The 14823-nt window shown below is 69.8% G+C and carries 11 protein-coding genes and 1 pseudogene; 7 read left to right on the top strand and 5 right to left on the bottom strand.

Translation table 11 applies throughout. From position 1 onward, the window contains the following. Positions 1 to 7 precede the first annotated feature (7 nt). The 3 genes and pseudogenes from ACTWQA_RS28190 to ACTWQA_RS28180 form a co-directional block, all read right to left on the bottom strand. Positions 8 to 904: pseudogene (locus tag ACTWQA_RS28190) on the bottom strand (LLM class flavin-dependent oxidoreductase); the annotation flags it as partial. Positions 905 to 1067: 163 nt separating this feature from the next. Beyond that, the gene (locus ACTWQA_RS28185) at positions 1068 to 1595 is read right to left on the bottom strand and encodes a MarR family winged helix-turn-helix transcriptional regulator (RefSeq protein ID WP_443162081.1); all 528 of its coding nucleotides are present in this window, start codon (positions 1593 to 1595) and stop codon (positions 1068 to 1070) included. A gap of 95 nt (positions 1596 to 1690) precedes the next feature. Further along, positions 1691 to 3523: a hypothetical protein gene (locus ACTWQA_RS28180; protein ID WP_443162080.1), complete on the bottom strand. Its 1833-nt coding sequence runs from the start codon at positions 3521 to 3523 to the stop codon at positions 1691 to 1693. 205 nt (positions 3524 to 3728) lie between these two features. Between ACTWQA_RS28180 and ACTWQA_RS28175 the strand changes: the two genes are divergently transcribed. Beyond that, positions 3729 to 5186: an RICIN domain-containing protein gene (locus ACTWQA_RS28175; RefSeq protein ID WP_443162079.1), complete on the top strand. Its 1458-nt coding sequence runs from the start codon at positions 3729 to 3731 to the stop codon at positions 5184 to 5186. A gap of 40 nt (positions 5187 to 5226) precedes the next feature. On the opposite strand, the gene ACTWQA_RS28170 is transcribed toward ACTWQA_RS28175, so the two are convergent. Beyond that, on the bottom strand, positions 5227 to 6309 hold the full coding sequence (locus tag ACTWQA_RS28170) for an amidohydrolase family protein (protein WP_443162078.1): 1083 nt from the start codon (positions 6307 to 6309) through the stop codon (positions 5227 to 5229). Positions 6310 to 6459: 150 nt separating this feature from the next. On the opposite strand from ACTWQA_RS28170, the gene ACTWQA_RS28165 reads away from it, so the two are divergent. The 4 genes from ACTWQA_RS28165 to ACTWQA_RS28150 all read left to right on the top strand — a co-directional run bounded on the left by ACTWQA_RS28165 (position 6460) and on the right by ACTWQA_RS28150 (position 9465). Next, positions 6460 to 6891, top strand: a complete 432-nt coding sequence (locus ACTWQA_RS28165; RefSeq protein WP_443162077.1) for an SRPBCC domain-containing protein — start codon at positions 6460 to 6462, stop codon at positions 6889 to 6891. Next, on the top strand, positions 6881 to 7276 hold the full coding sequence (locus tag ACTWQA_RS28160; protein ID WP_443162076.1) for a metalloregulator ArsR/SmtB family transcription factor: 396 nt from the start codon (positions 6881 to 6883) through the stop codon (positions 7274 to 7276). The genes ACTWQA_RS28165 and ACTWQA_RS28160 overlap by 11 nt, the downstream gene beginning before the upstream one ends. A gap of 5 nt (positions 7277 to 7281) precedes the next feature. Beyond that, the gene (locus ACTWQA_RS28155) at positions 7282 to 7968 is read left to right on the top strand and encodes a DUF899 domain-containing protein (protein ID WP_443162075.1); all 687 of its coding nucleotides are present in this window, start codon (positions 7282 to 7284) and stop codon (positions 7966 to 7968) included. A 120-nt stretch (positions 7969 to 8088) separates the two neighbouring features. After that, complete coding sequence (locus tag ACTWQA_RS28150) at positions 8089 to 9465, top strand: alpha/beta hydrolase family protein (protein WP_443162074.1); 1377 nt, start codon at positions 8089 to 8091, stop codon at positions 9463 to 9465. Here ACTWQA_RS28150 and ACTWQA_RS28145 read toward each other — a convergent pair. Continuing rightward, positions 9426 to 11159, bottom strand: a complete 1734-nt coding sequence (locus tag ACTWQA_RS28145) for a protein kinase domain-containing protein (RefSeq protein ID WP_443162073.1) — start codon at positions 11157 to 11159, stop codon at positions 9426 to 9428. The genes ACTWQA_RS28150 and ACTWQA_RS28145 overlap by 40 nt on opposite strands. A gap of 134 nt (positions 11160 to 11293) precedes the next feature. On the opposite strand from ACTWQA_RS28145, the gene ACTWQA_RS28140 reads away from it, so the two are divergent. Continuing rightward, positions 11294 to 13534, top strand: a complete 2241-nt coding sequence (locus tag ACTWQA_RS28140) for a glycoside hydrolase domain-containing protein (RefSeq protein WP_443162163.1) — start codon at positions 11294 to 11296, stop codon at positions 13532 to 13534. Next, complete coding sequence (locus ACTWQA_RS28135) at positions 13531 to 14805, top strand: glycosyltransferase (protein WP_443162072.1); 1275 nt, start codon at positions 13531 to 13533, stop codon at positions 14803 to 14805. Before ACTWQA_RS28140 ends, ACTWQA_RS28135 begins: the two co-directional genes overlap by 4 nt. Positions 14806 to 14823 lie beyond the last annotated feature (18 nt).

Here is a 14823-nt window from a genome sequence, read left to right as displayed (position 1 = left end):
CCCCTGCCTTCGCCTGGCGGGCGGCGGCCACCAGTTCGCGGGTGGCCGGCGCGACCTGCCGGCCGAAGATCTCCAGGGTCGCCGGGTCGTCACCCATGATGATGTAGTCGGAGAAGCCGTACTGGCGGGTCAGCGCGGCGAGTTGCTCGGCCCACTGCTCGGGCGGGCCCGACAGCAGCCGGTCGCTGGGCGGGCCGAACTTCCCGCCGATGTTGAGCAGCCGGCGGATGGCGGAGGGGTCGCGGCCGGCCTCGACGGCGGCCGCGTCGATGGTCGCGTTCGCCTCGGCGAGCTGGTCCAGGCTCTGGACGTACGGCAACGACGGCATCCAGCCGTCGGCCTTGCGGCCGATCAGCCGCAGCATCCGGGGCTTGTAGGCGCCCAGCCAGATCCCGATGTCGTGCGCCGGGGCGGGGCCGCGCTTGGCGCCCTCGACCTGGTAATACGTGCCGTCCACGCGCAGACGGGTCTTGTTGTCCGCGTCCCAGACGCCGCGGATGATGTCGATGGCCTCATCGAGCGCGTCCACGGCCTGGCCGGGGCTCAGCCGGCGGCCGCCCATGGCCTCGATGGCGTCCCAGAACCCCCCGGCGCCCAGCCCGAGCTCGAAGCGGCCGCCACTGAGCAGGTCCAGGCTGGCCGCCGCGCGGGCGAGCACGGCGGGTGGCCGCAGCGGAAGGTTGATCACATTGCCCGTGACACGGATCCGCTCCGTGCGGGCCGCGACGTAGCTCAGCAGCGTCCAGGTGTCCAAGAAGCCCGGCTGGTAGGGGTGGTCCTGGAAGGTGGCCAGGTCCAGTCCCGCCTCCTCAGAGGCCTGCGCCAGGTCCAGCACGTGCTCGGGCGCGGTGTTGGCAGGGGTGATGAACGACCCGAACAGCAGGTCGTGGCCGTAGTCAGCCATGAGTTCCCCGTTCATCGATCTGTTACAGATGTGTGGCTGCACAAACTGTATGTAGAGAATATGTGTTGCCAAACCACAGATCTGGCTCCGCTATTCCAGACCCCGGCAACGCGACCGCGGCCTCCGGCGCAGAAGCGCCGGAGGCCGGGATGAAGCCATGCTGCTACGCGCCGGGGGCGGCGGAACCGGTGCCGAGCACCTCTTCGACCACGACACAGGGATCGGTGTCCGCCTCGATGTCACGCACGCCGCAGGCCGCCCGCCGCAGCAGCTTGCGGAACACCTCACGCTCGTCGGCGTCCAGCGCATCGAGAACGCGGTCTTCGACCGCCCGCACCCGCTGCTCGAGATCGCGCAGCGTGGCGGTCCCCTTGTCGGTGGCGACGATCTTGCGCTGCCGCCGGTCGGCCGGGTTGAGCCGGCGCTCCACCAGGCCCGCCTCCACCAGGTCGTCGATGAGGTAGGTCAGCACGGTCCTGTCGATGCCCAGATGTGCCGCCAGCGCCAGCTGACTGGGCTGATCACCGTGGACCACGGTGGACAGCGTCTGATAGCCACGCGGCCCGTGCGGCAGGTCACCCAGCACCGACTCCAGCGAGCCGTGGAGCGCCCGCAACAGCACTCCAAGGGACCAGCCGAAATCTCCCTCGGCGTGCTCGGCCGCCGGTGAGGATGTCCCTTTGGTGCTCATGAATTCGACTATACGGCCGGCGTGCTGCCGCGCTGCCCTGCAGGAGGCGGGGCCCGACCTGGTCCGCTTGGTGGCGAGCCAGGCAGATCCGGACGTCAGCTCTGGCAGTGGATCGGGTAGGCGGCCTCCATGGACGGCTTGTTGTGGTTCAGCACCTCAAGCCGGACGACGCCGTCGGTCTTCGGGTTCCGGTCCCAGTGGAAGGCCTGCGCCTGCAGGAACCCGGCATCCCCCGTCTTGTGCGTGACGGTGTCCTGCGGCTTGCCGTCCACGACCCACCGGTACGAAATCTCCGTCCCGGGCGCGGCGAGGAGCGTGGCGTGGGCCGTCGGGTACGGCGCCTCCGCGCAGTCGCCGTAGTAGGCCATCGGGGTGAAGCTGCCGAACCGCACCGTGCCGGGCTCGGGAGTCTGCGTCCAGCACGTGCGGCGGTAAGGGGCCTCCTTGGCTGCCTTGTTGTGGTTGAGCAGCTCGATGCGGACGGTGCCGGTCTTGGTGGTCTTCGTCCAGTCGTACCAGAAGTCGCCGATCGACAGGAGGCGTCCCGCCTTGAGGCTCTGGGTCCTGGTCAGGCCGGGCTTGCCGTCGACCACGACCCGGTAGCTGATCTCGGTGTCCCGGTCGGACATGACCCTCGCGCTGGCGGTGAGCCCGTAGTAGGAGGTGCAGTCACCCTGGTAGTGCGGGGTAAGCACGTCGTGCATGACCACCTTGGCGGTGTCGGGCTCCTTGCACGTGACGGTGAACTGCCGCTCGGCGGGCTCGCCGCCCTCGCCCAAGAGGGCCGCGCTGTGGCGGCCACCGACGCTGATCTGCCAGATGGCGGAGGTGTACTGGGACCGGGGCTGGTCGCTGGCCGGGAAGTCCACGGTGTGCTCCCGCCACTTCACGCCGTCCATCAGCCACCAGTAGGTGACTTTCTGCGCCGCTCCAGCCGGGAGGTTGACGGTGCCCGTGATCTCGTAGTTGATGGGCTCCGCGCAGCTTCCCTCGTAGTCCCCGGGCCAGAAGGTGAGGATCTGCGCCGTCGGCTTGTGACCGGGCTGGCCTGTGGGCGTCGAGGTTGGCGTACCGGTGGCGGTCGGGGTGGGAGTGCCGGTGGGGGTGCCGGTCGGGGTGGGAGTGCCGGTCGGGGTCGGAGTGCCGGTCGGGGTGGGGGTGCCGGTGGGAGTCGGGGTCGGACCGGGCTTGCAGGTCACGTGGTACGCCGCCCGCCCGGAGTCGTGGCCGCCGGGGTTGAGGATGTGGATGGCCTTCCAACCGCTCATGGTGTTCCCCACGCTGAGCGGCAGGGTGACCTGGCGCAGGTGCGGGCCGCCGGCGGCGAAGTAGAGCGACGCCGGACGTCCCTCGCCGGTGGCGCTGTCGATCCACTGGTAGTCGACCTTGGCCGGGGTCCGCGACACCTGGATGGTAGCGGTGAACGTCACCGTCGTCGGGCAGGCGCCGTTGTGGGTAGCCGGGCGGACGTCGACGTCGGCGGCGGACATCAAGGGCTTGCCCGGGTCTGCGGGCAGCGGGTGGGAGGAGTCCCACACCGTGACGGGTCCCTCACAGGCGATGCTGAACCGGGCCTTGCTCGACAGTCCCCGCTTACCGACGATCTCCACCGCCTGCCACCCGGACGTCGTGCGGTCGAACGTCTGCCGATCGCGTACCACGACCTTGCGTGCGCCGTTGACGCGGAAGCTCTTGATCGCGCCCTTGCTGCCGTCACCGCGCACCCACCGGTAGCGCACGGTGCCCTTGCCCTTGGCCGCCACCACGGCGGAGAAGCCGACCGTGGTGGGGCACCCGCCGGAACGTTGGGCGGGGCTTGCCTTGACCTGCGCCACCGCCGTCTTGATCGCCGGCGCGGCGAGCGCGGGAGGAGCGGCCAGCAGGCCGCTGAGCACCACGGCGCCCAGCAGCAACGCTGTCCTCTTCATGGGGGTCCCTTTCTCTGCTCTGAAAGCCACATGATCGCGAGCAGACCTTGGAAGCCACTGCAATCCCACTGGTAACAATTGACAGAGCATTGACAATCTTGTTGGGCGCCATGACACTCTGCGAAACGCGCCAGAAACGTGGGTGTACGTCGGCACGGCATGTTAGCGCGAACATTGATCTTCGTTCTGACAACGGAGGATCGGCATGATCACAGGGTTACGTGCGCACCTCATGAGCCTGTCGCGGGCGGTCGCGGCAACCGTGCTGCTCGCCGGTGCCGTCGTCGTCCATGCCGGGTCACCGGCACACGCGGCTCCGGTGACCATCACCAATGGCACCCAGTTCCGTGACACCAGCGGGAATGTGCTGCACGCCCACGGCGGCGGCGTGCTGAAGTCAGGCGACTACTACTACTGGTTCGGCGAGCATCGCAATCCCGACAACACCTTCCGCGCGGTCTCGGTCTACCGGTCCACGGACCTGCTGAACTGGGAGTTCCGCAACAACGTCCTCACCCAGTCGTCGCACGCCGAGCTCAACGTCGCCAACATCGAACGACCGAAGGTCATCTACAACAGCTCCACCGGCAGATTCGTCATGTGGATGCACAAGGAGAACGGATCCAATTACAGCGAGGCGCGCGCCGCCGTCGCCTCCTCCGCGACCGTGGACGGCGCCTACACCTACCACGGCAGCTTCCGCCCGCTGGGGCAGCACATGTCGCGGGACATCACGCTCTACAACGACAACGGAACGGCCTACATGATCTCGGCGGCGGATGAGAACTACGACCTGCACATCTACCGGCTCACGCCGGACTACCTGAACGTCAGCTCGCTCGTGGGCAACTTCTGGAACGACGCCCACCGTGAGGCGCCCGCCCTGTTCAAAAGGGGCAACGTCTATTTCCTGCTGACCTCGGGAGCGACGGGCTGGAACCCGAACCAGGCGCGCTACGCCACCGCGTCGAGCATCTCCGGCCCATGGACCGGGTGGACCAACGTCGGCGACGGTACGACGTTCAGCTCGCAACCGGCGTATGTGCTGCCGATCCAGGGCTCGTCGACCACTGGTTACCTCTACATGGGGGACCGCTGGGCCGGCGCCTGGGGCGGACCGGTCAACGATTCCCAGTACGTCTGGTTACCGATCACGTTCCCGTCCGCCACCAGCATGAGTCTCACCTGGTACCCGCAGATCACCATCGACACCGCCACCGGCGTCATCACCGGCAGTGGCTCCACGCCCTCCTACCGGATCACCGCCCGGCACAGCGGCAAGGTGATGGACGTCGTCAGCGCCTCGACGGCGAACAACGTCGAGGTGAAGCAGTATCCGTGGAACGGCGGCGGCAACCAGAAGTGGCAGTTCCAGGACGTCGGCGGTGGCTATTACCGGCTGGTGAGCCAGAACAGCGGCAAGTGCCTGGACGTGGCCGGCGGCTCCACGGCGGATGGGGCGAACGTCATCCAGTACACCTGCGGCGGCGGTGCCAACCAGCAGTGGCAGTGGGCGGCCACGGGCGGCTACTTCCAGCTCAGGGCCCGTCACAGCGGCAAGTGCCTGGACGTGGCCAACGCCTCCACCGCCGACGGTGCGGACATCCAGCAGTGGGCTTGCGGCAGCGGCACCCACCAGCAGTGGTCCCGCATACAGTCCTGAAAAGGTCACGACGGGGAGTGCTCAGTCCGCCGGCGGCGTGTCATCTGACGAGCCGGCCGCGGTGAATGACGCGCACAGGTCGGTCCAGGACTGTCACGTCAGTACGGGGATCCTGGTCGTAGGCCACGACGTCGGCGGGCGCTCCAGGCTCCAGACCGGGAAATCCGAGGAAAGATCGTGCCGTCCAGGACGCTGCGCCGATCGCTGCCGCTGCGGGCATCGGCGCCGCCGCCAGGTGGCGTACCTCGCCGCTCACCCGGCCATGCGGGAGCACGGGCGTCCCGTAGCTGTCGGTTCCGGCCAGCACCGTCACGCCCGCCTCATGGGCGGCGGACACCAGCGGCCCGAGACCGGCGTGAGCGGCGCGGAACCAGTCGCGGAAGCGGGCCGAGCGCGAGGCGCGGGCGACGCGTTCGAAGGTGCGCCAGACGGTAAACGTGGGCACGAGCGCCATGTGCTGGGCAGCCATCCGGTCCAGGAGATCCACCTCGAGGCCGAGGCCGTGTTCCAGGCTGTCCACCCCGGCCTCGACCGCCGCCCTGGCGCCCTCGGCCGTCTGCGCGTGCACGGCGACCCGCCCTCCTACAGCGTGCACCCGCCGAGTGGCCTCGGCGAGCCGGTCGGCAGGCAGGTGGGGACCGTACAGGCCGCCTTCGTCGACCACCCAGTCGGCGTAGATCTTGCACCAGCCGCCGGAGGCGAGCGCCTCCTCGACCGCCGCGTCGGCCATCTCCGCCTCGCCGACATGCCGTACCCAGCCTTCGTAGAACATGCCGGGCAGTCCCAGCCAGCGGCCCGCGGACAGCACCCGCGGCTGGTCCGGCTCCGTGCCGAACCAGCTCGGCAGGCGATCGGCCGAGCCGGGCACGCGCAGCAGCGTCACGCCCGCCGCCAGATGCTCTCTGCCGTGCCGCCGGAGCACGTTCGCATCGAGCGGGTCACCCGGCTGTTCCGCGCCGGGATGGGTGTGGGCATCCACCAGACCTGGCAGCAGCCAGCAGCCGTCCACAACGGTCGTGGCGCCAGGCACCGGCTCATCCGTCAGCAGGCCGTCCTGGATCCAGAACTCGACGACCTCCTCCGACGGCAACGCGATGCCGCGCAGGTGCATCGGCTCGGTCACGAGGAACGGTTTCCCCTGGCTGTGCCATCGGAACCTCGCTGGCCCGGGATCTCGCGGACGCCTCTGCCGCAGGCGGCGCACTCGACTTGACGCAACCGTCCGGTTGCCATAATGTGGCAACCGGACGGTTGCTACTTGTTGAGAGGTGTCATGGGCTTCCCTGATCGCATCGAGCGGACCGTCGAGCTCGCTCACCCGCCGGACAAGGTGTGGGCGGCGCTCACGACGGCCGAAGGGCTGGGCGCCTGGTTCGGCAACGAGGCGACGATCGACCTGCGCCCGGGCGGGGCGGCCCAGATGAGGTGGTCCGACGGGTCCGCGGTCGACCTGCGCGTGGAACGGGTGGAGGAGCCGACGGTGTTCGGGTTCACCTGGCAGATCCACGAGCTCCCCGACGATGATCCGCGCCGCACCTATGTCGAGTTCACGCTCGAACCGGCCGGCGCGGGCACCCGGTTGCGGGTGGTCGAGACCGGGTTCGCCCAGCTGCCGGAGGATGTCTACCGCGAGGCGTACGACGGCCACGTCCAGGGGTGGGCGCGCGAGCTCGGCGAACTGGCCGGCCACCTCGATGCCGGCTGATAGCGAGGCGATCGCCGAGCAGGTCTTCATCGCGCTGGCCGACCCGAGCCGGCGGGCCATCCTGGCCGCGCTGGCCGCGGAGGGGCCGGCCACGGCCACCGACCTGGCGGGCCGGCTGCCGATCACGCGGCAGGCGATCGCCAAGCATCTGGCGCTGCTGGCCGAGGCCGGCCTGGTGACGGCCGAGCCGGGGGAGCGGCGCCGGGTGCGCTACCGGCTGCGTTCCGCTCCGATGCAGGTGGCGCAGCAGTTCCTGGCCGCGCTGGCCCGCGACTGGGACAGCCCGCTCGGGGCATTGAAGGACCACCTTGACCGAGACGCGCGCAAAGACGCCACAATTCCGCGCGGCGAAGACCGAGACGGCACGGCTGACCAAGGAAGGTGAACATCATGATGAAGACACCACCGATCGTCACACCGCGAGAGTGGGAGGCAGCGCGCGAGCAACTGCTCGTCAAGGAGAAGGAGCTGACCCACGCCCGGGACGCGCTGGCCGCGGAGCGCCGGCGGATGCCGTGGATGGCGGTGGAGAAGGACTACGCGTTCGACGGACCCAAGGGCAGGGCGAGCCTGCTGGACCTGTTCGAGGGCCGCCGTCAGCTGATCGTCTACCGGGCCTTCTTCGATCCCGGCGTGGAGGGCTGGCCCGACCACGCGTGCGTCGGCTGCTCCATGGTGGCCGATCATGTCGGCCACCTCGCCCATCTGAACGCCCGCGACACCACCCTCGCCTTCGTCTCACGCGCGCCCCAGCCGGACATCGAGCGGGTGAAGGCGCGGATGGGCTGGACGATGCCCTGGTACACGCTGACCGACGAGTTCGACGCCGACTTCGGCGTGGACCAATGGCACGGCACGAACGCGTTCATCCGCGAGGGCGACAGGGTGTTCCGCACCTACTTCATCAACAACCGCGGCGACGAGGCGCTGGGGAGCACCTGGAGTTACCTCGACATGACCGCGCTCGGGCGGCAGGAGGAGTGGGAGGACTCGCCCGAAGGCTATCCCCAGACCCCGCCGTACGAGTGGTGGAACTGGCACGACGCGTACGGCGCCGCCGAGCCGGCGCGGGGGTAGCCGGCGCCCGGCGGGCCCTTCCTCTGCAGGGCCGCTCAGCGGACCCTTCCTCTGCACGGCCGCTCGGAGTATGAACGAATCATCACCCGCCCGAGCAGGTCGCCCCGGAGGTGACGGCAGATGCGCCGTCGGAGCTTGATCCTGTCCGCCCTGGCGTTATCGGCCGTGCTGTTCACCTCCACCGCCGCGGACGCGGCGCCCGGTGGCCACGTACGGGACGACCAGCCGTTACCCGGCTACACGATCGACAACCCGCCCCTGGAGCCCATGATCGTGAGTGGGCGGCCGAGCCGGGTCCTGCAGGGGGTGCACGGGCATGCGGCCTTCGACATCGAGGTGCCGCCACGGTGGAACGGGGCTCTGCTGATGTGGGCCCACGGGTTCCGTGGCGACACCCGGGTGCTCACCGTGGATCCGCCCGGCTACGGGTTGCGGCGGCGGCTGCTGGACCAGGGCTATGCGTGGGCCGCGTCCTCCTACTACGCCAACGACTATGACGTGCGGGCCGGCGTGCTGAGCACCCGCGACCTTGCCGATCACTTCGGGCGCGTGGTGGGCAAGCCGCGGCGGACGTTCCTGGCCGGGGTGTCCATGGGCGGTCATGTCACGGTCCGCTCACTCGAGCAGTATCCGGGCTACTACGACGCGGCCCTGCCGATGTGCGGGGTGCTCGGCGACCACGAACTGTTCGACTTCTTCCTCGACTACCATCTCGTCGCGCAGGATCTGGCGGACGTGCCCGCCTACCCGTTCCCCGCTGACTACGCCACCTCCGCCGTGCCGAAGATCCAGGAACGGCTGGGGCTGGCCGGCTCGGGTCCGGTGAACGAGCTCGGCGAGCAGTTCCGCGCCATCGTCGTCAACCTCGGCGGCGGCGAGCGTCCCGGGGCCCAGGCCGCCTTCGCGTACTGGAAGGACTTCCTGTTCGGGCTCGCGGGACCGGCCGGGGAAGGCACGCTGGCACAGGAGCCGGGCAGGGTGGCGACGAACCTCGACACCAGCTACCTCCCGGACTCGCCGGTGAACGTCGACGCGAGCGTGCAGCGGGTGCCTCCCGAGGATCCGGTGGCACGCAGGACACACCGGTTGACCGCCGTGCCCGCCGTCTCGGGCAGGATCGACGTGCCCGTGCTCTCGTTGCACAACCTGGGCGACAACTTCGTGCCGTTCTCCATGGAGCAGCACTACCGGGCCGACGTGTCCCGTCACGGGCGCGACGGGTTGCTGGTGCAGCGGGCGATCCGGGCGGTGGGGCACTGCGAGTTCAGCGACGCCGAGGTCGGGGCCGCCTGGGACGACCTGGTCCGATGGGAGCGCGGCGGCCCGCGGCCCGCCGGGGACGACGTGACCGATGCGGCCACCGTGTCGAACCCCGGCTACGGGTGCCGATTCACCGACCCGGACGCCTGGTCCACGGGCACCCGCCCGCTGTTCCCCGCCTGCCCGGCGGGCGCCGTCTACCAGAGGACCCAGGGGCTCTCCGCGCCGCCGCCGTAAGCGGCCGTGCCCGTTCTCCTCCACCGCTGGCGTACGTCGATCTTGGCTCCGGTGCGCGGAGCCGTGACCTTGAACGGGCCGCAGGTGGCGATCCCACCCGCGGTCGACGGGGAGACGTTCGTGCAGATGAAGGGCTGCGAGATGTTGGTATCCGCGTCGGTGTTGAACAACTGGACGTGGATGTCCGAACGTACCGAGCTGGATCCTCTGATCTGCCCTCGTAGATAGAAGGTGTCGCCCACCACGGCCATACAGGGCGACATCTCCGTGCCGCTGCCGGTGCCCGTGGAGACCCACGCACGGCATCGCCAGTTCGGTGTCGGGTCCGCGGGTTCGGGCGTGCGCTTGTCGTCCGTCGGCTCGACCGGCGCGGGCGTCGATCGTTTCGGCTGGGGAGTCCGGACGCGGGTCGTCTCCGGCGTGGTCGAACGCGGCGGGCTGGGCGGTTCGGAAACGGTTGTCTCCGGAGTAGGGTTCCGCTCCGTCCGTAGCTTGGGTGAACGCGCTGGGGAGATTTCCTTCGCGGTGGACGGGGTGCCGGCTGTCGCGGGCGGATCGTCGGTCGATGGGATCGAGGCGCCGGCCGCAACGGGCGCGGCGGCCCCCGCATCCGGTGCCCTCCAAGGTGCCACGACGGCCACTGCCGCCGCGCTGAGCACCAGCGCCATGCAGGTGGTCGCGACGATGACCAGCCGCTGCCGGGACCGTCCGCGCCGAGTCGAGGCCACGGTCCCGTCGCCGGCCGGGGAGGTCCCGGCTGCGGTGGAGACGCCGTCTGTTCCAGCAGCAGGGCCAGGAGGCGGCGAAGGGAGGGACTCGGAGGTCACGGACGGCGCCTCCTGCCTGGGCACCGGGGGCAGGGCGGGCCACTCGGCCAGCGATGGCGCCGCCTCGCTCAGCGCCATCGCCACCTGCCCGGCGCTGGGACGTCCGGCAGGATCCTTCCCGGCGCAGGCCGAGATGACCGACCACAGGGCGTCAGGCATTCCCGGCAGCCGCCGCGGCATGGCCATCGCGTGTTGCCTGAGCAGCGCCATCGGGTGGTCGCCGACGAAGGGTGGGCGCCCGGCGAGCAGCTCGTACAAGATCAGGCCCAGGGCGTACACGTCCACCGCCGGAGTGGGAACACCGCCTTCGGCCACCTCGGGCGACAGGTACACGGGTGTGCCGATGATCGAGGTGGTCTGCGTGAGGCCCGGGCCGTGGACGATGCGGGCCACGCCGAAGTCCGAGAGTCTCACCTGTCCCGTGGCCGCGTCGATCAGGACGTTGCCCGGCTTGATGTCACGGTGCACGATGCCCACGGCATGCGCGACCGCCAGCGCGTCGGCGACCTGGCCCATCAGCCGGGCCGCGTCCGCCGGAGGCAGGGTGCCGCGCTGGTGAAGGAGGGTACGGAGATCGCCGCCCTCGATGAGGTCCATCACGAGGGCGAGACGTTCTCCCTCGATGACGAAGTCGCGCACCGTGACGATGTTGGGATGACGCAGGGTCCGCATCACGTTGCGTTCCTGCACGAACCTCAGAACCAGGTCCTGGTCGCCGGCGAGGCTGTCGCGCAGCAGCTTCACCGCCACGATCTCCCCGGTGTCCCGGTGCCGTGCGCGCCAGACAGTCCCCATCGCGCCGGCGCCGATCTCGTCCAGAAGGACGTACCGGCTTCCCAGAGACGCCTCGGACCCGCCCGTAGCCATCAGCTGTGCTCCCCTCCGACAGATGGAGATCACAATAGTCAGGTAGATCGACAGCGAGCGATTTTTGTGCCGCTGGGGAACGGAGTTCACCTGGCCGAAACCTAAGGCGGGGTCGCTCTGGGTAGAGTCCCGCCATCCTCGACAACGTTGATCCCTTCATCGGCACCGCGGCGACCGACCTGCCTCGAGCACGCGGTCTGGCCGCCACTTGGTGGTGGCCGAAACCCCAGGTAGGCAACACCCATCCGGGTGCGACGTCGCCGCTCGGCATGGTGTCGGCCTGCGCCTACTCCGGCGCGTACCCGACCGGATACGGCCGGTACGCGAAGAACACCGAGGGCGTGCCCGAGGAGATGTTCGAGCAGCTGCAGGCATCCGGGTTCACCCATTTCCAGCAGTCAGGCACCGGCGCGATCCGCAAGTACTACAACTACGTCCGGGTCACCCCGATGGTGCAGCCGCTGGACGCGCTGGGCGAGGCTTGGCGGCTGCACGACGAGGTGGCGGAGGCGGGCTACTACGCGGCCACCCTGGACAACGGGGTCCGCTGCGAGCTCACCGTCGGCGCCAAGGTCGCCGTGCATCGCTACACGTTTCCCGCGCACAGCAGCGCCCGCGTCGTGATCGATCTGTCCTGTGGTGGCCTGGCCATCGAGCTCGGCCAGACCGTGCCGTTGCGGGCACAGGTGGAGAGCATGGGCCACGGCCGGGCCCAAGGCACGGTGGTGATGGAGGGCGTCCCGCTGTCGGTGTACCTGGACGTCGACAGCCCGGGCTGGCGGCAGATGCTCTGGTACGACCGGCGGCTCATCGACGGCGGCACGCGCCTGGACTTCGACAGCATCCGGCACACCACGCTCCGGCCCTTCGGCATGCTCTTCATGGGCCCGGCCGCACCGGGGCAGACCATCGAGGTACGGCTCGGGTTCTCGCTGCGCGGGTGCGACCAGGCGCGCCAGAACCTGGAGCGCGAGTGCGGGCATGGGCAGCAGGCGTTCGACCTGGTGCGTTCCCGGACACAGGCCCGCTGGGGCGAGCACCTCGACCGTGTCCAGGTCGAGGGCGGCACGCCCGCACGCCGCACCGTGTTCGCGACGGCGCTCTACCATGCGCTGATCAAGCCGTGCATCGCCGACGACGAAAGCCCGTTCTGGCCGAACCAAGGGCCGTTCGCGTTCGACGTGTGCACCATGTGGGACATCTATAAGACACAGCTGCCGCTGCTCGCGGCCATCGTCCCGGACCGGTTCGAGGACCTGCTGGAGTCGCTGATCCGGGTCTGCGAGGAGGAAGGCAACTTCCCCGTCGGCTATCGGATGTCCCGCGGCGCCGACCGGTTCTTCCGCCAGGCCAGCGCGCTCGTCCACACCGCGCTGGCGGACGCCCACGCGCTCGGCCGGGCGGAGCTGGACTGGAGCTGGGCGCTCGTGCACATGGTCGGTGACCTGCGCCGCCTGTACGGCGAAGACTTCTTCGAGCACGGGGTGGTGCACCCGATCACCCACACCCTCGACCTCGCCTACGGCCACCACTGCACGGCACAGGTCGCCCGAGCGCTGAACGACCGGCGCCTGGCCGACGATCTCGAGGACCGCAGCCGCCAGTGGTCCAACGCCTTCGACCCGAGCACGGGACTGCTGCGCGACTCGGAGTTCTACGAGGGCGGCAAGTGGAACTACTCGTTCCGGTTGCTGCACGACATGGCCGCGAGGATCGCGCTGGCCGGCGGTGACAAGGACTTCATCGACAAGCTGGACAGGTTCTTCGGCTTCGACGCCGCACCGGTGACGCAGCCCGGCCGGCGCCCGCAGGCGGCGGAGATGGCGGCCGGATACGCCCTGAACCGGTTCGAGGGGTTGAACAACGAGCCCGACATGGAGGCGCCGTGGGCCTACCACTACGCGGGCCGGCCCGACCGCACGGCCCAGGTGGTCCAAGCGGCGCTGACCTGGCAGTTCGGCACCGGACCTGGCGGGTTGCCCGGGAACGACGACTCCGGCGGCCTGAGCTCGTGGTACGTCTGGGCGTCTCTGGGGCTGTTCCCGATCGCCGGCCAGAACCTGTTCCTGGTCAACGCGCCCGCGTTCGACCGGGCCGTGCTCCAGGCCGGCGGCAACGAGTTCGTCATCGAGACCAGCGGGCACCGCGAGCGGCCGATCGGTGTCGACGGCATCGATCGTGACCCACCGCCGCAATACGTCCAGTCGGCGACCCTCAACGGCAAACCCCTGCACGCGACGCACCTGAGCGCCGCCACCGTGCACCGCGGCGGCCGGTTGCATCTGCGGCTGGGCCCGGAGCCGTCAGCGTGGGGATGGGGGATCCGCCCGCCATCCCTTTCCGATCCACCCGCAACACCGGAGGAAGCGCGATGACCCACATCCGTCGCCGTCTCGTCATCGTGGTCAGAGCTGACCCGGTCATCTGTGGTCACTCCGGCGAAGCCCGCAACCTCGCCGAAGTGGCGCTGATCCGCGGGTTCTCCGACGTACGGCTGTTGACCTGGCCGATTGCGACGCTGCAGGCGGCCGGGTTGCCGCTCAAGCCGCTGGACCGGCTGCTGCCGTACAGCGCCGGGATCACCGTGGAGCGGCCGGAGGCGGTCGGGGACTACCGGGTGCCGGACGGGCGCCACCAGGCCGGCCTCACCGGCCGCCTCGTCGAGTTGCTCGCCGAACCGGTGCCCACGATCTGCCTGTCCATGTACCTGTCTCCGCACACCTCGGTGGTGGTGGACGCGGTCGCGGCCGCCCGCGCGGCCGGGTTCGCGCCGAACGTCCACACCATCGCGAAAGCGGTCGGCTCCGACGTGACCAACGTGATCAAGTCATGCCTGCGGGAAGGCCGGTTCGGCGCGGCGACCGTGCTGTTCACCACGTTCCTGGCCAACGACGAGGTCGTCGCGGTCTCCGAGTACACCCGGCAGGAGATCGTCGCCTCGGCCGAGCAGGTGGACGCGCAGTGCGGCACCACGTTCGCCGAGCAATGCCGGCGCCGCGTGGCCGTCAGCTACCCGCCGATCGACTCCGCCGCCTTTCTCGACCTGGATCCGGCGCACGTGGACGCCGCACTCGCGCGCCGCGGTCTGGAGCGTGACAGGTACATCCTGTTCCTGTCCCGGGTGACTCCGGCCAAGGGGATCTACGACCTGGTGTCCGCCTTCGGCCAGATGCGCTGCCGGTCGCGCGTGAAACTGGTCGTCGCCGGCACCGGGCCGGTGCTGGAGCACGTACGGGCGATGGCCGCGGAGGACGACCGGGTGGTGTTCCTCACCGATGTCGACGATCAGGAGAAGCCACTGCTCATGCGCGGCTGTGCGGCCTACGCGCTGCCCACCAAGCCCGAGCCCGACTTCGTCGAGACGTTCGGCATCGCCCTGGCCGAGAAGATGCTGGCCGGCGGTGGACCGATCATCACCACCATGACGGGCGGGACCCTGGAGGCGGTCGGCGACACCGCCGTCATCGTCGAGCCCGGGAACATCGCCGGTCTGGCCGCGGCCGTGGACCGGGTGGTCCTGGACATGACCGCCGCCGAGCGGCAGGACCTGGAGCTTCGCGCCCGCGCCCGCGCGATGTCCTTCGACCGGGTAGCGGTGTTCGACAGCCTGTTCCCGCAGAGGGCGCCCGCCGTCGGGGCTCGCTGATGCGGCAGCCGTCCCGGC

Source organism: Nonomuraea sp. 10N515B (genome assembly GCF_052245915.1).
Classification (GTDB): Bacteria; Actinomycetota; Actinomycetes; order Streptosporangiales; family Streptosporangiaceae; genus Nonomuraea.
Note: the sequence above shows the minus strand (reverse complement) of the source record. Positions and strands in the feature narration are given on the sequence as shown.